We start from the raw sequence: 15,288 nt of genomic DNA, 5'->3' as shown, positions 1-15,288 counted from the left end.
CCGTGAAATGCCGCTCGCTTATGGTGCAAAAGAGCACCGGTGGCTACCAGATGAGGCCACCGGTGCCGTGGGACTCCTTTCAAGACCTGTTGCGCAGTAGCAAGCTCAATTCGAAAAGTGCCTTTCCCGAGGGCAAAAATCGCCCTTACTTGAACCGAGCTCAAATTAGTATGCTTTTGTTCGTTCCGGACGCAGTTTTTGGAGTTGACCCTCCCTACTGCGCAACGGGCCCTCAGTCCTGCCGGGGTTCCAGCGGATTCTGACTTTCCAGCGCGGCCTGTCCGGTCTCATGGGGCCGGGTGGACAGCGGATCGATGGTCACGTTCTCCTTGCTCACGCTGTCCAGCAGAATATCGAGCACCCCAGCGTCCCGCGCCGACTGCACCGCGCGGTGGGTGACGATCTCCCCGATGTTCAGAATTACGCTGTCATCGGGGGCCAGGATCACGCGGTTGACCGGGCGACCCAGAGCCTCACGCACACGCTGTTCGTGCATGGCCGCCTGACGCTCCTGAATGGCAGCCTCGGTCTCTTCACGGCGGTCGTTGAACCACTGCCTGGCGCGGTCCAGCAGGTGTCCTGCCCCCTCTGTGACCGCGGCAGCCCCTGCCGCCGTCTGGCCGGTGGTGTCCTTGGTGGCCGCCACCAGCTCCGGCGTGGCTCCCATATCGCGCGCGCGCGACAGCAGGGTCGGGGTGACGATCTGGCCCTGGACTGCCAGCAGACGCCCACCCGGGCCACGGACGTCACGCTTGACGCGCCGGCCCTGCACAGTGGCTTCCGGCTGTCCCTGAACGGCAGCGTCAGGGGTCAGCCCACCCTGTCCAGGAAGGTTGGCACCCGGCTGGCGGATAGTCGTGTCAGAAGGGTGAGACGCAGGAGTCCGCGAAGCGGTGTAGACCTCCACCACCCGCCCTCCGGCCACGTCACCCGCGCGCGGTGATCCACCGGTGGGGTACGGGGTGCCTTGACGGCTGCCCGCTCCTTCAGAGTGGCGCGCTTCCGTGAAACCCTGTGTCACCCCATGGACGGCAGCTTTGAGTCCTCCCTCCTGCTCGCGCATGGCGCCCGCGACTTCTACCGGAACAATCGCCGTGTCAGTCCCGATCTGCACGCTCTGGGGGGCCGGCACGAACGTCCGGCCGTTGCTCAGGTCCGAAAACAGTCCGCCGGTGGCTTCATAGCCCTCCACGCGACCAGTGTGCTCATCGAACAGCACATCGGCAATCTTGCCCAGATCCTGACCGTCGGTGGTCAGCAGGGTCATACCGATCAGGCTGGTTTTGCTTTCCAGCACCTCGGCCAGCCGGCCGTCTTCACGGGTGGTGGTCAGGTCACCGGCGTCCCCGATCATGATCGCGTCCTCGCCAAACGAGCGGATGTGCTCGAACGGCACCACCCGTGCCGCGCGGAACCAGCCGCCTTCGTCCACCAGCAGGCCCAGCACCTGATTGGCCTGGTGATCGAAGACGACGTCACGGACAGAGTCCACCCGCTGACCCGTGTTGATGGCCACAACATTCTTGCCAAGAATTTCCTTGCCTTTGATCATGGGTGCTCCTGTAGGGCCCTGCCCCGGCGCCTGCAACAGACGCTGCGTCCACCGGTCCCCAGGGGCGCCCAGCCTCTTACAAAAACAGGTGAGGGGCCAGGGCGACGCCGGGGGCTGATCCGAGTCTAGAAAGCGCGGCCCCCTGGCGTGCAGGGCGCAGCGGGGGCTGTGCTTGAACGATTCTTGCGGCTCTCTTTAGGGACGGTCTGCCTGGACCCGCCCTGCACGCCCACGGAGAGCCTCCTGTACCCTGGCGACCGTGAGTGAACCCGTGCCGTTGCCCTTCCTGCGGTCCACCCCCAGCCTTCCCGAGAGCCCCTGGGCACCCCTGGGAAGCTTGCCTCTGACAGTTCTGGTCGGTGTCACCGGCGTCGGTAAAAGTACCGCGCTGCAGGCCCTTCAGGAGGCCCGGTCCGGTCTGCGGATCCTGCCTGACCGGCGTGAGGTGACCGACGCGGTGATGATCCGGCCTCTGGCCGGTGGTCCCGTAACCGACCGCGAGCAGCGCTTCCGCCTTACGGCCGAATACCGGGCCGCGCATCCAGGCGGCATGGCCCAGGCCCTGGGGTCGCTGCAGGCCGACACGACGCACTGGGGGACGTCTCCCGTGTTCGATGGCCTGCGGGGCCTGGACGAGGTGCAGTACGCGGCCTCCACCTTTCCGAGCTGGCGTTTTGTGGCGCTTGGGGCCCCTGACGCGGTGCGGGTGCGGCGCCTGCTGGGACGGGCGGATGCCTTCGACCGCGTGCAGACTGATACGCCGGCCGCTGACGTTCGCGGGAGCTTGCTGGCCATTCCGGGCGTCAGGGCGGTCTTCAGCCCTTCGGAACTCGGGGATCTGGCGGTACTGACCACAGAAGGTCACAGCCCAGCCGACATTGTCGCCAGGGCGCGCATCGTGGTCAGCGAGCGACAGAACTATGATCCGCAGGCCGCTGAGGCTTTTTTGCAGACCCTCCCACGCTCACGTGCCCTGCTGCTCGACACGGTGGCGTTGAATCCGGGGCAGGTGGCCCAGGCGGTACGCGAGTGGGCGGCGGATCCGGGATCAGACGACTCTGGATCCGCCGGGCTGCAGGTGGAAGGATGACCCTGACCGTGGCCCGGGTGGAGGGCATTGCATTTCGTCTGCCGCTGACCTCCGCACTGGCCTGGGGGGCGCATTCAGCCCTCAGCGCGGCCGAACATGTGCTGGTCCGGGTGACCCTTTCAGACGGCACGGTCGGCGTTGCGGAAGCCACCCCGAGGCCCACTATTTATGGCGAGACCACCGCCAGCGTTCTGGGCATTCTGGCCCATCTCTCCCCTGCGCTAAGGGGGTTGGATATTCACGACGAGGCTGCCCTGGCTCAGGCACGCAACAGCGTGGCCAACAACCATACGGCGCGCGGCGCGCTGGATATGGCGTTGCATGACGCCCGCGCCCGCGCCCAGGGCCTGACCCTGTTCGACACCCTGCTCGGCCCGCGCACAAGAGTCCGGGCCAGTTTCATCCTGGGGATCGCCTCGCCGGCCGAGATGCTTGCGGAGGCCCACAGGGTCGTGGCGGCCGGAGTCCGCTGCCTAAAGGTCAAGGTGGGGCGCCAGCATCAGCAGGACCTGCAGGTGATTCATGAACTGCGGCGCCTGTTCGGAGACGAGGTGCAGCTGTATGCCGACAGCAACGAAACCCTGACACCGGAGGCGGCACCGGGCGCCCTGGCGGCCATGCGCGACGCAGGGCTGATGTATGTGGAAGAGCCGCTGCCGGTCCGTGAGCTTCATGCCCGCACCGAGCTTCACGCCCTTGGTGTCCTGCCGATCGTGGCAGACGACAGCTGCTTTACCCCGGCTGACCTGAAACGCGAGCTGGCCTTTGGCACCTTCGACGTGCTGAACGTCAAGACCGCGCGCAATGGCTTCAGCGACGGTCTGAGCATGCTGCGCGAGGCGGCCCGGCACGGCAAACGCGGCATGGTCGGCTCACAGGCCAGCACCGGCCTGGGTACGCTGCACGCTGCGCTGCTCTCCACCCAGGGTGAGGTCCAGGAGCCCTGCGAACTCAGCTTCGTACTGAAACTTCAGGACGATCTGCTAAACATGCGAATCACGTTTCAGGACGGCTGGCTCGACGTCGCCGCCCTGCGCGAGCATGCTGTGGACCCGGTGAAGCTCAGCCGGTACCAGATTTAGGATCAGGTCCTCTATTCAGGTCGGGCTGCTGTCATGAAGACGTCATAGTCCAGAGGCAAAATGAGGTATGTCTCAAGACTTGCTCAATGCTCTGGCACTGCCCATGCTCTTCAGCATTCTGGCCGGCCTGTACGGGTACTTACGGTTTCCTGGCCGCCGACCAGCTTTGCTGCTCAACCTGCTGCTGATTCTGCTGGTGGGTGCTGGGGGCCACTGGTACCAGCCGGATACTGCGCTGTTTAACCTGCTGCTGATTCACAGCACGGCCGTGTTCTTCATGCTGCTGCACCACGTGCAGACGCCGATGCCAGTCGCCGAGCGCATCGAGCGGCCTTAAAGCATCAGGGCGGCCCGCCTATAGGCACCTGTCTGATCAACCGAGCAAGTAAATCTGGTTAATCGTGATGGCGTTAGAGCTACCCGGAACTGGTGTCCCGGGTAGCTCTTTTGCAGGCCGCCCTTGACAGGCGCGACCTGGGCGTTTGACCTTCATACCTATAAGAGCAGGGTCGCACCCCGACCTGGCAGTGCAGCCCTACTCCTGCCCCGACGTTACTTCGTTGCTGCCCGTACGGCTGCTTCCGCGTCCAGGAGGGGGAGGCCGTTGGCCCGGTTGACGCTGCTCAGCAGCAGGGACTTGGTCTGCTCGGCGCTCAGCTTGGGGTTTGCGGCGCGCATCAGCGAGGCGACCCCGCTGACCAGCGGCGCAGACTCGCTGGTTCCGGCAGCCAGGGCGTATTTGTTGCCAGGAGCCAGAATCAGCATCTGCTGTGCTGCAGTCGCTCCAGCGCAGTTGCTCGCCCCGCCGGGCGCCACGATATCCAGCGGACGCGGGTACTTCTCGTTTGGGCGGGCACTGTAGCAGGCCAGGACGCCGTCCAGGGCTCCCACGGCCCCCACGGCGATCACCCTGGAGTGACTGGCCGGATAGTACACGCCGTCCGTTGCCGTGTTCCCGGCCGAGGCGACGAGAACTGCAGAGTCTGCAGCTGCTGTCAGCGCAGCGTCCAGAGCCTTGTCTGTCGCACCGGCCACGGTGGACCCCAGACTCATGTTGATGACCTTGGCACCCTGGGACACCGCGTAATTCACGCCTTTGACCAGAGTGGAAGTGGAGCCTTCGCCGGTGCTGCTCAGCACCTTGACGGGCAGTAGGTTCTGTCCGCCCCAGATCACGCCAGCCAGGCCCTTTCCATTGTTGGCTGTGGCACCAATCAGACCAGCCGTCGCAGTTCCATGGCCGTCCTCGTCCACGGTGGCCGCGGTGGTACCTACAAAATGAGCCCCGGGTAGCACACGGCCCTGCAGGTCCTCATGGGCCGCATCGGTGCCTGTATCCAGCACCGCCGTGATCACGCCAGCTGGCGTCTTGCTGCATCCCTGCAGGAACGTCCAGGCCCGTTCCGCACGGACGCGCGTGAGGTAGTTCTGCGTCACATTGGTCCCGCCAGAGGCGAAACCATCGTTTCCGGGATAGCCCGGATCATTCACGACAGTCGCCAGCTTGCGGTACACGTAGTCCGGCTGCACTTTCAGTCCGGTGGCTTCCAGACGGTTGGCGAAGGCCTCGTCAGACTCGCCACTGGGTGTAAAGGCCAGCGAAAGGCCAGAAATCACCGTCTGGGTCCGCACGGTGCTCAGGGCGCTGAGGCTCTGGGCACTCAGGCCGCTGCCACCCACGACCAGTACACGTCCCGGCACATGGGGAGCTGACCAGTCCGGCGTAAAGCTGCCGGAAACGCTGAGGGTTCCCAGGCCCGCCGCCGTCACCGGGGCGGCCATGTCAGCACCCTGTGCACAGATAGGAGGCACGGGTGCCGGCGCAGGGGGGGGCGTCACAGGAGCCGTGGTTGGAGGGGGCGTGGTGCCTGCAGGCGGCGTCGTGGAAGCTGGTGGAGTCTGAGGTACGGTGCCGCCCGACCCGGACGAGCAGGACGCAAGGCTCAAGGAGAGCACCAGCAGGGGCAGGGCAACACTCGTCTTCATGGTTTCTATATTTACAGCTCAGACCTGACATCAACCTGAACCCAGATGACAGTTAAGAGATCTGGTCAGGAAGCCGGGACGCCCCGGTACCCCCTCACGCCTTGCCCATTGGCAGGTGCCAGGAAACAGAAAAAACCCCCTGCCTTGTGCTCAGGCAGGGGGATGACAAAAGGCGTCAGCGGGGCAGGATCAGGCCCGGACTTCGCCCTTACCCTTGGCGAGGATGCCGCGCAGCACGGTCTGAAGGATACCGCCGTTCTTGTAGTAGTCGATCTCCACCGGAGTGTCGATGCGGCACTGCACGGTGATCTCACGGCTCTGTCCGTCCGTGCCGGTCACGCGGACCGTGATGTCCTGACGGGGCTTGAGGTCGCCGGGCAGTACGAAATCGAAGGTCTCGTCGCCGTGCAGGCCCAGGCTGTCGGCAGTTTCTCCGTTCTTGTACTGCAGCGGAAGCACGCCCATGCCGACCAGGTTGCTGCGGTGAATACGCTCGAAGCTCTCGGCGATCACAGCCTTGACGCCCAGCAGGAAGGTTCCCTTGGCAGCCCAGTCACGGCTGGAGCCCATGCCGTAGTCCTTGCCGGCCAGCACCACCAGCGGAACGCCGGCTTCCTTGTAGGCGGTCGCGGCGTCGAAGATGCTGGTTACTTCACCGTTCAGGAAGTTGGTGGTGAAGCCGCCCTCGGTACCGGGAGCCAGCTGGTTCTTGAGGCGGATGTTGGCGAAGGTTCCGCGGGTCATGATGCGGTCGTTGCCACGGCGCGAGCCGTAGGAGTTGAAGTCCTTCGGCTGGATGCCGCGCTCTGTGAGGTAGCGGCCAGCGGGGGTGTCGGCCTTGAAGGAGCCGGCGGGGCTGATGTGGTCGGTGGTGACCGAGTCGCCCACCTTGACCAGCACGCGCGCCTTCTCGATGTTCACGATCTCGCTGGGCCCACCGGCCAGGTTCTCGAAGAAGGGAGGATTCTGGATGTAGGTGCTGTCTTCTTTCCAGTCGTACAGCGCACCCTCGGCCACGGGAATGGCGTTCCATTCCTTGTTGCTCTGCTCGATGCCGTCGTAGACCTTCTTGAACATCTCGGCGTTGATGGCCTGGTCCATAACCTGCTGGATCTCGGCGTTGCTGGGCCAGATATCACGCAGGAACACGTCGTTGCCATCCTGGTCCTGACCGATGGGCTGGTTGACGATGTCGTTCACGACCGTGCCGGCCAGCGCGTAGGCCACGACCAGGGGTGGAGAGGCCAGGTAGTTGGCCTTGATGTGCGGGTTGACGCGGCCTTCGAAGTTCCGGTTGCCCGACAGCACGCTGGCCACCACGAGGTCGCCTTCCTGGATGGCCTGCACGACGGGCTCGGGCAGCGGGCCGCTGTTGCCGATGCAGGTCATGCAGCCGTAGCCGACGGTGTTAAAGCCAATCTGGTCCAGGTAGCTCTGCAGGCCGGCCGCTTCCAGGTATTCGGTGACCACGCGGGAGCCGGGGGCGAGGCTGGTCTTGACCCAGGGCTTGCTCTTCAGGCCCTTCTCGACGGCCTTCCTGGCGACCAGACCGGCAGCGATCAGCACACTGGGGTTGCTGGTGTTGGTGCAGGAGGTGATGCTGGCCAGCGTCACGGCGCCGTGGCCGATGCGGATATCGGTGCCGCCGATGGTGCCCTGGGCACTGAGCGCGTCGCCGCTGAGTTCGAAGCCGCGGGCCTTGACCGGCGCGGTCAGGGCCTCGTTGAACACGGTGTGCATCTCGTTCAGGTTCACGCGGTCCTGGGGGCGCTTGGGGCCGGCCAGGCTGGGAACGATGGTGCCGAGGTCCAGTTCGATGGTGCTGGTGAACATGGGATCGAGCGTCTCATCGGTGCGGAACATGCCCTGGGCCTTGTAGTAGGCCTCCACCAGTTCGATCTCGTCTTCCAGACGGCCGGTGCGGCGCAGGTAGCGCAGCGCCTCGTCGTCCACCGGGAAAAAGCCCATGGTCGCGCCGTACTCGGGAGCCATGTTGGCGATGGTCGCGCGGTCAGGCAGGGTCATGTTGCTCAGGCCCGCGCCGTAGAACTCGACGAACTTGCCGACCACGCCAGCCTGACGCAGCATCTCGGTCACCCGCAGCGCGAGATCGGTCGCGGTGGCGCCTTCGGGCATGGCGCCGGTAATTTTGAAGCCCACCACTTCCGGCATGAGCATGTAGATCGGCTGGCCCAGCATGACGGCCTCGGCCTCAATGCCGCCGACGCCCCAGCCCACGATCCCCAGGCCGTTGATCATGGTGGTATGCGAGTCGGTGCCGACCAGGCTGTCGGGGTACACGACCACACCGTCGTCCTCGGGACGGCTCTGCACGCCCTTGGCCAGGTACTCCAGGTTGACCTGGTGCACGATACCGCTGGCCGGGGGCACCACGCCGAAGTTATCGAAGGCCTTCTGGCCCCATCTGAGGAACTCGTAGCGCTCGCGGTTGCGCTCGAATTCCAGGGCCATGTTGTTGGCCAGCGCGAAGTCAGTGCCGAACTCGTCGACCTGCACCGAGTGATCGATGACAAGGTCCACCGGAATCAGTGGGTTGATCTTGCTGGGGTCGCCGCCCAGGGACACCATGGCGCTGCGCATGGCGGCGAGGTCCACCACGGCCGGCACGCCGGTGAAGTCCTGCAGGATCACGCGGGCGGGCTTGAAGGGAATCTCGACCTCGGGGTTGGTCGGGCTCCAGCCGGCGACCGTCTCGACGTCCTCACGGCGCACGTCGTAGTCGTTGGCCTCGCGCAGGACACTTTCAAGCAGCACCTTGATCGAGAACGGCAGCCGCGAGACGTCACGGCCCTGAAGTTTGTTGAGGTTGTAGAAGTAAAGCTTCTGGCCGCTTTGCGTCTGCAGCGTGTCGCGCGCGCCGAAAAGGTTCATCGCCTGGTCCGCCATGTGTGTTCCTCCTTGAGAAAGCCCAAGTCGAGCTTCTTACATGACCCATCATAAGCCGCAGCCGTGTCCTGGCGGGCGTTACCGCGCCAGGCACGGCCCACAAAGATTGTTACTCCTGTGGAGACAACACGGTGGGTCTGCTATCGTTCGCCGCGTATTCTCCATGCCCGAGGTGGTCCATGTCTTCTCCCCTACAACCCCATGAAACCGAGCGTCTCAGAGCCCTGGAACAGACCGTCCGCGAGGGTCTGCGCGACTTCCGCCGCACCGGGCAGGCCTTGAGCGAGATTCGTGACAACGACTTTTTTCGACCTGCCCACGAGACCTTCGAGGCCTACCTACAAGAGCGCTGGAACCTCACGCCTCCGCAGGCGGAGCGGCTGATGGAGGCGGCGGCCGTGGCCCAGGTGCTTGAACCGCTGGGCATCGAACCAAAAAGCGAGGTGCAGGCCCGGAGCTTCCGGGCCGCCGCCAGGCTCGTCACCGAACTGGAACCCGAGCAGCAGCGCGTCGTGGCGCGACTGGTGGAGGGCGCCGCACCACGCGATCCGCAAGGCCCTGAGGCAGAAGACAGTGTGCCCTGGGAAGCCCCGCCTGCCGCGGAGGTGCGGATCATGGCGAGCGTGGTGAAGAAGCTGGGCGCCGACTCCACCGTCCACCATCCGGACAGCGGCGATGAAGTGCCCTTCGACTCGCTGAGCCCAGGCGAGCGCTTCGAGGTAATTCGCACCCACGTGGACCAGAAAACCCAGGCCTACCGTGAAAAGCAGGAAGCCAAAGCCAGCGCCCCTCCGCCCGAAAACATCAACTGGGCCGACTGGTGCCTGAACCACACCGGTCAGTCGCTGGGACCCGCGCAGCGCCTGGAAATCGTGGTGGAGCCGGTGGGCGGCGCTCCGCGCGCGGTGGCCCGCATTGTGGACAGCAGCACCGGCGAAGTGCTGGCCGAAGGACCGGCGGCAGTCACGCTCAAGAAGGCGGTTTTGAGCCTGGCCGCGCAGCTCAGAGGCTGATGGGGGCCGCTGCTCGCCCCGCACCCCGGTCGCCAGGGCTCAGGCTGCCGGGAACTCCAGCAGCACGTGCTCGGCGCTGAAGCCGGGCCCCATGGCCGACAGCAGGGCCCGGCCTGAAGGTCCGCCCCTGAGCGTCTCTTCCAGCACGAACAGCACGGTCACGCTGCTCATGTTGCCGAAGTTCCTCAGTATCGTCCGGCTGGCGTTCAGGGCACAGGATGGAAGACCAAGCGCCTCCTCGTAGGCCCTCAGCACCTTGACTCCCCCTGGATGCACCACAAAGGTCTTCAGGTCAGCTCTGTCCCAGCCGTGTGCCGCCACTGCCTGCTCGATGTTGCCGTGCATCATCTCGCGGACCAGCGCAGGAATATCCCGGCTGAAGCGCACTTTCAGGCCGGCGTCCACGACATCCCAGCCCATGATGTCCTCGCTGTCCTCGATCAGGGTGGAAAACGCCCCGTGCAGTGAGACCAGTGCTGGGGGTCCGGGAATGTCCGCCGCCGTGATCACCATTGCCGCCCCACCATCGGCAAAGAGCGCCGTGCCCACGAAATTGCTCTTGGATTCGTCGCCCTTGACCAGCGTGAGGCTGCAGAACTCGACCGCCACATACAGCACGCGTCGGAACCCTGCGCGCACCAGATCGGCAGCGCGGGCCAGCCCCGACGCGCCCCCCGCGCAGCCGAGTCCCCACAGGGGCAGCCGCGCCGCATGACGGTTGAGCCCCAACGCCTCGATCAGGTAGGCGTCCAGGCTGGGGGTGCTCAGGCCACTGGTGTTCACCACGACAACCGCGTCCACATCGGAAGGCGCCAGATCTGCCTGGTCCAGCGCCTCACGGGCCAGCCGGGTGATCAGCCTGCGGGCCTCTTCCAGAAACACCGCGTTCTTCTCACCGAAGCCCCGCTCCTGGAGATACCAGTCCAGCGGCCGGGCCAGGGCACGTGACCGGATCTGGGCGTTGCCGAAAACCTCCAGCAGACCGGGGCGCGCGGCCATACGCGGGAACAGCGTCCGGGCAGCGGCCTGCACCTCCGCCTGCAGTGTGTGATGCGGTGGTGTCCCGGTCACCAGGGACCGCACGACGGGCGAGGCAGCAGCGGACATAAGCGGCATTTTGCGTCGCTCCGCCGGGGATGAAGGTGTGCGGGGGCCCAAGGTGGGCTCCGACGTTTCGTGGCCCGGGAGCTGTTCGGTCAACCAGACTGGTTCTGGTTGGCCCACTCCTGCCGGCCGACCTCGTCCAGTGCACGGAAGTCCTGGTCGCTCAGGCTCAGCTGGGAGGCGGCCACGTTCTCCTCCAGGTGCCGCACCTTGCCGGTGCCGGGAATGGGCAGCATGACCGGGCTGCGCTTGAGCACCCAGGCCAGCGCCACCTGCGAGGGACTGGCTCCCAGGCGCGCGGCCACATCACCCAGCACGCTGCCATTTCGCGCCAGGTTGCCGGCGGCCAGCGGGTACCAGGGAATAAACCCGATGCCCTCACGCTCGCAATAGTCCAGAACATCCTCGCTCTTGCGGTGCACCAGGTTGTACAGGTTCTGCACGGTGGCCACCGGGAAGAATTCACGCGCCGCCTCGATCTCTTCCACACTGACCTCGCTGAGTCCGGCGTGACGGATAATCCCGGCGTCCATCAGCTCCTTGATCGCCGCAAACTGCTCGTCACGCGGCACCTTGGGATCGATGCGGTGCAGCTGCCACAAGTCGATGCGGTCTACACCCAGGCGCCGGCGCGACAGTTCGGCCTGCTGCTTGAGGTACTCGGGGCGGCCCATCGGCACCCACACGTTGGGCCCGGTCCGCAGGAAGCCGGCCTTGGTGGCGATCACGACCGTGTCATAGGGGTGCAGCGCCTCGCGCAGCAGTTCCTCGCTGACAGCCGGTCCATAGCTGTCGGCCGTGTCGATAAAGTTCACGCCCAGTTCAGGCAGACGTCTCAGGGTGGCCAGTGACCCGTCGCGGTCGGCCGGGTCTCCCCAGACGCCCTCTCCGGTGACACGCATGGCGCCAAAGCCCAGGCGGTTGACCTCTAGGTCCCCGCCAATCGTGAATGTGCCGCTGCGGGCAGCTGTGCCTCCAGTCAAAGTCATGCGTTCCTCCGCCCGCTATTCTGGCGGCGCCACACGAAGCTCGCCTGAAGACGCGTGGGCACTTTGTTCATGTTTGGCTCAGGGGCCTGCCTTCTTCAGCCGGGTTCGAACTCGGGTGCGTCGCAGGTTTCGCGGGAGACGAACTGCTCCAGGTGCTTGCGGTGGCGGCTGCTCCAGTCGATGGCCGGTCGCCGGTCCTCGTCCGGCAGATACCCCAGCCGGTAGATGGCCATAAGCTCCAGCCCGTCCGGCACGCGCAGCATGCTGCGGATGGCCTGCCATTGCCGAGGGATTTCCATGGGCGTGCTGACAAACTGGATGCCCATCCCCAGGGCGCCCACTGCGTTCCAGATGTTCTCGATGGCAGCTCCCAGACTGAACACGCTGTAAAAACCGCTGAGTTCACCAGGGCGGTATTCCGCCTTGTCGAGCAGCGCCGCCAGAAGCAGGGGGCTGCCAGCCACCAGCCTACGGTTGTCCTCACCCAGCCTGCGTGGAACCCCAAGCTGGCGCATCAGGCGCAGCCCGGCGTCGCTGAACACCTGCCGGGTAAAGGGGCGCAGCGGTCCGGGCAGATGGTCGATATGAATCCCGTCGCGCCGCTCGTTCATCTCGGCCTCGCTGAAGCGGAAATAGCGCCGGTAGCGCTCGAAGAATACGCCGGCCTCGATCAGCTCGGTCATGCTCTCGCCGGAAATGCGGGCAATCTCTTCGATGGTCTGCGGATTCTCGATCAGGACAAAGCGCCACGGCTGGCTGTTGAAGTGGCTCGGCGCGGCCTGGGCCACGCGCATCAGCAGGTGCTGGTGCTCACGGCTCACCGGGTCCGGCCGGAAGGGCCCGTTGGTGGTGCGGCGCGCGAGCATTCCCTGGATCAGCAGGGTCTCGGGCCGGGCGGCAATGGTCATGAATCCAGGCTAGCAGTCCGCCTGCGGGGCATGCGGCCCGACCAGGCCAGGTAGCCCTGGGTCAGTTGCTCCCACAGCCCAGCGCCTGACAGGTCACTACGCCTGCAAGCTTGTTACCAGCTGGCCCAGGCTCCGACCCCATAGGCGATTGCCACCAGCAGGGCCCGCTGCCAGTGGCCGGCGCCGCCTGGCCGGGTCCGGGGCATGGTCAGCAGCAGGACCAGTGCCGGTGCCAGGGCTAAGCCACGCAGGCCCCCAGCCAGGGAAAGAGCCAGGGACAGGCCTGTACCCAGACACACCGCGAAAAACAGGGCGTGATGCGGCCACCGTGCCTGATCACGCCGCCACCCCAGCTGCAGGCCCAACCCCAGCAACAGCAACCCCCCCAGCAGCACCCCGGTCATGGTCAGGCAGAGCTGGACAGCTGTCATCGCCCCTCATGGTCGCACAGGCCCGGGGAGAGGTTGACGCTATGGTGCGCAGCGTGAAACCGCAGCGTCTTCTGCCCAGGGTGCCTCGCGGGCTCGTGCCCTCTGGGCTGGTTTCGGTCGCGCTGCTGACGACCGCATGCGGCCCCAAAACTGAGCCCGACCTGACGGCGCGGCTGCTGTTCACGGCAACTGGTACCTACGACTCGCGGGCAGATGAAAAAGTCCGCCTGGGTGCTGGCCGTCGCCGGGCGGTCTGGCAACGGAACCCACCGCTGCCGGGACGTACGGTCACGGTGGAATACAACAGTGAAGCCCGCCCGGCCATCTGGGCCGTGACCGTCCAGGCTCCGGAAGCTCTTAAGGCAGGTCTACTTAAAGAAAACCCGGCGTCCCGCGCCGTCCAGACGCCCGGGGGCCCAGCTCAGCTGTTCATGACTGGCCGGCTGCGTGATGTGCTGCTTCGTCCGGTACCGGGTGGAGTGCAGTTGCTGACCCGCGGGTATGCCACGCAGTACGACAGCCAGGTGCTGCCGGCCTTCCGCCCGGCGGACTGAGGGTCAGGTCCAGTTCAGCGCACGGCATTGCGTCCGGCGCGTTTGGCCTCGTACATCGCCACATCCGCGCGGCCGAACATCTTCTCGGGACTGTCCCCGGTGCCCCGGAAGGCTGCCACGCCAAAGCTGGCGGTTATGGGCAGGCCACCCAGCGGGATTGCGCTGACCTCACGGCGAAGCTGCTCGGCTACCGCCAGCGCGTCGGTGCGTGAGACGCCAGGCAGCAGCACCACGAACTCTTCGCCCCCCCAGCGGCCCACCACCCCGCCCATCCGACCCACGTTCCGGCGCAGGCACTTGGCCACCGCGCGCAGCACGTCGTCACCTGTGTTGTGGCCATGCAGGTCGTTGACGCATTTGAAGTGGTCGATGTCCGTCACCACGATGCTGACCGGCGTATTGGCCTGCTGCGCCGAGCTCATGGAGCGCTTGAGTTCCTCCTCGATGGCCCCCCGCCCATAAACGCCAGTCAGGGCGTCCAGGCGCGCCGCACGCAGTCGGGCATTGTCCTGGACATGCAGCAGCAGGTTGATCTCGATGAAGTGGATAATCGAGTACCCCAGCACCCCCAGCACACTTAACACGATCAACCCGGTCAACCAGGACGACACCAGCACCGGCGTGGTGGGCGGGTCCGACACCAGCGCCAGCAGCATGATGCCCACGCTGACACTGTTGAGCACCCCGCCCACCCGGGTGCCGAACACCACGTAGGCGCACAGCAGATACACCATCAGCCACACGAACATGTTCATGGGAATGGCCTGGTTATCGATGTGCCAGCGCACCTCGAATGGCAGGCTGAACATGGTCAGGGCCAGCAGGGTGCCGGCTGCGATGTTCAGCGTTTGCGGCCGGTACAAGCAGATCAGCGCGGCGCCCAGGGTCGTGGCAGCAAGCCAGGTCTTGGGGCTGCCCAGCGCGGTTCTCAGATCGGGGGGAGGATCGACCAGGTTGGTGATGGCGGAAAACACCACGAAGGCCATGGCGACCGCCAGCACAACATTCAGGCGAATAGCCTGAAACCGCTGTTCGAGGATGCTCCCGGATGTGTTCATATGGGTAGGACCTCACGCTAAAGAGTGAGATCTTACACAAACCTTAAAATCCTCATACGTGCCTCATAGGGGCTGTAAAAAAGCCCGGCCAGACGAAGCAGGCCAGGCGGGAACAGCAGAACAGTTCAGGCGAGCAGTTCGCCGTCGTGGAAAAACAGGGCCAGTTCGCGCTGGGCACTCCCGGGGCTGTCACTGCCGTGCGTGACATTCTCGCCGGTGGTGGTGGCAAAATCGGCGCGGATAGTACCGGGCGCAGCGTTGGCCGGGTTGGTCGCCCCCATCATGGCGCGCCAGCCAGCAATGGCATTCTCCCCTTCCAGAGCAAGGGCCACCACAGGTCCGCCGGTGATGAAATCCACCAGTTCGCCGAAGAAGGGACGCTCGCGGTGTTCCGCATAGTGGTTCTCGGCGGTCTCGCGGGCGATCACCATCTGCTTGAGGCCCACCACGCGGTAGCCCTTCCTGGCAATGCGGGCGAGAATTTCGGGGGTCAGGCCGCGGCGCACGCCGTCGGGCTTAATCATGGCAAAAGTCCGTTCCATACCGCCCAGGAGCATAGCAGGCGCGCACGCCCGCCGGACGTCGCCAGCTGACCTGACGGCCCGTACAATGTC

At 65.4% G+C, this 15,288-nt stretch carries 14 protein-coding genes; 5 read left to right on the top strand and 9 right to left on the bottom strand.

The window, feature by feature from the left end:
• Nucleotides 1-232: 232 nt before the first annotated feature.
• Nucleotides 233-1,552, bottom strand: a complete 1,320-nt coding sequence (locus IEY49_RS01495; protein WP_189003847.1) for a PRC-barrel domain-containing protein — start codon at nucleotides 1,550-1,552, stop codon at nucleotides 233-235.
• A 259-nt stretch (nucleotides 1,553-1,811) separates the two neighbouring features.
• Here IEY49_RS01495 and IEY49_RS01490 point away from each other — a divergent pair, with 259 nt between their 5' ends.
• From IEY49_RS01490 to IEY49_RS01480, 3 genes are all read left to right on the top strand, one after another.
• Nucleotides 1,812-2,642, top strand: a complete 831-nt coding sequence (locus tag IEY49_RS01490; RefSeq protein WP_189003845.1) for a DEAD/DEAH box helicase family protein — start codon at nucleotides 1,812-1,814, stop codon at nucleotides 2,640-2,642.
• Nucleotides 2,639-3,724, top strand: a complete 1,086-nt coding sequence (locus tag IEY49_RS01485; RefSeq protein WP_189003843.1) for an enolase C-terminal domain-like protein — start codon at nucleotides 2,639-2,641, stop codon at nucleotides 3,722-3,724. Before IEY49_RS01490 ends, IEY49_RS01485 begins: the two co-directional genes overlap by 4 nt.
• Before the next feature lie 67 nt (nucleotides 3,725-3,791).
• Entirely contained in the window at nucleotides 3,792-4,061 is a 270-nt protein-coding gene (locus tag IEY49_RS01480) for a hypothetical protein (protein WP_189003842.1), read from the top strand.
• Nucleotides 4,062-4,276: 215 nt separating this feature from the next.
• Here the strand turns inward: IEY49_RS01480 and IEY49_RS01475 are convergent, their stop codons facing one another.
• Both IEY49_RS01475 and acnA read right to left on the bottom strand, forming a co-directional pair.
• Nucleotides 4,277-5,506 (bottom strand): S8 family peptidase, encoded by a 1,230-nt coding sequence (locus IEY49_RS01475; protein ID WP_229780573.1) that lies wholly within the window; start codon nucleotides 5,504-5,506, stop codon nucleotides 4,277-4,279.
• A 393-nt stretch (nucleotides 5,507-5,899) separates the two neighbouring features.
• A complete protein-coding gene (gene acnA / locus IEY49_RS01470; protein ID WP_189003838.1) occupies nucleotides 5,900-8,617 on the bottom strand; it encodes an aconitate hydratase AcnA in 2,718 nt (905 codons plus the stop codon).
• 179 nt (nucleotides 8,618-8,796) lie between these two features.
• Between acnA and IEY49_RS01465 the strand changes: the two genes are divergently transcribed.
• Nucleotides 8,797-9,630: a hypothetical protein gene (locus IEY49_RS01465; protein ID WP_189003836.1), complete on the top strand. Its 834-nt coding sequence runs from the start codon at nucleotides 8,797-8,799 to the stop codon at nucleotides 9,628-9,630.
• Between the two features lie 39 nt (nucleotides 9,631-9,669).
• Here IEY49_RS01465 and IEY49_RS01460 read toward each other — a convergent pair whose 3' ends face one another.
• The 4 genes from IEY49_RS01460 to IEY49_RS01445 form a co-directional block, all read right to left on the bottom strand.
• Nucleotides 9,670-10,746, bottom strand: a complete 1,077-nt coding sequence (locus tag IEY49_RS01460) for a type III polyketide synthase (RefSeq protein ID WP_189003834.1) — start codon at nucleotides 10,744-10,746, stop codon at nucleotides 9,670-9,672.
• 80 nt (nucleotides 10,747-10,826) lie between these two features.
• A complete protein-coding gene (locus tag IEY49_RS01455; RefSeq protein WP_189003832.1) occupies nucleotides 10,827-11,723 on the bottom strand; it encodes an aldo/keto reductase in 897 nt (298 codons plus the stop codon).
• Between the two features lie 95 nt (nucleotides 11,724-11,818).
• A complete protein-coding gene (locus tag IEY49_RS01450) occupies nucleotides 11,819-12,631 on the bottom strand; it encodes a nitroreductase family protein (protein ID WP_189003831.1) in 813 nt (270 codons plus the stop codon).
• A gap of 113 nt (nucleotides 12,632-12,744) precedes the next feature.
• Nucleotides 12,745-13,062 carry a hypothetical protein gene (locus IEY49_RS01445; protein WP_189003829.1) on the bottom strand — a complete coding sequence of 106 codons (318 nt, stop codon included), beginning with the start codon at nucleotides 13,060-13,062 and terminating at the stop codon, nucleotides 12,745-12,747.
• Nucleotides 13,063-13,115: 53 nt separating this feature from the next.
• Between IEY49_RS01445 and IEY49_RS01440 the strand changes: the two genes are divergently transcribed.
• Complete coding sequence (locus tag IEY49_RS01440) at nucleotides 13,116-13,616, top strand: hypothetical protein (protein WP_229780572.1); 501 nt, start codon at nucleotides 13,116-13,118, stop codon at nucleotides 13,614-13,616.
• 14 nt (nucleotides 13,617-13,630) lie between these two features.
• On the opposite strand, the gene IEY49_RS01435 is transcribed toward IEY49_RS01440, so the two are convergent.
• Together IEY49_RS01435 and ndk are read right to left on the bottom strand one after the other, a co-directional pair.
• Nucleotides 13,631-14,674 carry a GGDEF domain-containing protein gene (locus IEY49_RS01435; protein ID WP_229780571.1) on the bottom strand — a complete coding sequence of 348 codons (1,044 nt, stop codon included), beginning with the start codon at nucleotides 14,672-14,674 and terminating at the stop codon, nucleotides 13,631-13,633.
• A 125-nt stretch (nucleotides 14,675-14,799) separates the two neighbouring features.
• On the bottom strand, nucleotides 14,800-15,216 hold the full coding sequence (gene ndk / locus IEY49_RS01430) for a nucleoside-diphosphate kinase (RefSeq protein ID WP_189003827.1): 417 nt from the start codon (nucleotides 15,214-15,216) through the stop codon (nucleotides 14,800-14,802).
• Nucleotides 15,217-15,288: the final 72 nt, after the last annotated feature.

The organism is Deinococcus malanensis (assembly GCF_014647655.1).
Lineage (GTDB): Bacteria > Deinococcota > Deinococci > Deinococcales > Deinococcaceae > Deinococcus > Deinococcus malanensis.
The sequence above is the reverse complement of the archived record's forward strand: the minus strand, read 5'-3'. Positions and strand labels throughout refer to the sequence as shown.

What these genes read in the sequence shown, in the direction of transcription:
- IEY49_RS01495 (WP_189003847.1), bottom strand. Translation starts at nt 1,552, where the DNA reads ATGATCAAAGGCAAGGAAATTCTTGGCAAGAATGTTGTGGCCATCAAC.
- IEY49_RS01485 (WP_189003843.1), top strand. Translation starts at nt 2,639, where the DNA reads ATGACCCTGACCGTGGCCCGGGTGGAGGGCATTGCATTTCGTCTGCCG.
- IEY49_RS01480 (WP_189003842.1), top strand. Translation starts at nt 3,792, where the DNA reads ATGTCTCAAGACTTGCTCAATGCTCTGGCACTGCCCATGCTCTTCAGC.
- IEY49_RS01475 (WP_229780573.1), bottom strand. Translation starts at nt 5,506, where the DNA reads ATGGCCGCCCCGGTGACGGCGGCGGGCCTGGGAACCCTCAGCGTTTCC.
- acnA (WP_189003838.1), bottom strand. Translation starts at nt 8,617, where the DNA reads ATGGCGGACCAGGCGATGAACCTTTTCGGCGCGCGCGACACGCTGCAG.
- IEY49_RS01465 (WP_189003836.1), top strand. Translation starts at nt 8,797, where the DNA reads ATGTCTTCTCCCCTACAACCCCATGAAACCGAGCGTCTCAGAGCCCTG.
- IEY49_RS01460 (WP_189003834.1), bottom strand. Translation starts at nt 10,746, where the DNA reads ATGCCGCTTATGTCCGCTGCTGCCTCGCCCGTCGTGCGGTCCCTGGTG.
- IEY49_RS01455 (WP_189003832.1), bottom strand. Translation starts at nt 11,723, where the DNA reads ATGACTTTGACTGGAGGCACAGCTGCCCGCAGCGGCACATTCACGATT.
- IEY49_RS01450 (WP_189003831.1), bottom strand. Translation starts at nt 12,631, where the DNA reads ATGACCATTGCCGCCCGGCCCGAGACCCTGCTGATCCAGGGAATGCTC.
- IEY49_RS01445 (WP_189003829.1), bottom strand. Translation starts at nt 13,062, where the DNA reads ATGACAGCTGTCCAGCTCTGCCTGACCATGACCGGGGTGCTGCTGGGG.
- IEY49_RS01435 (WP_229780571.1), bottom strand. Translation starts at nt 14,674, where the DNA reads ATGAACACATCCGGGAGCATCCTCGAACAGCGGTTTCAGGCTATTCGC.
- ndk (WP_189003827.1), bottom strand. Translation starts at nt 15,216, where the DNA reads ATGGAACGGACTTTTGCCATGATTAAGCCCGACGGCGTGCGCCGCGGC.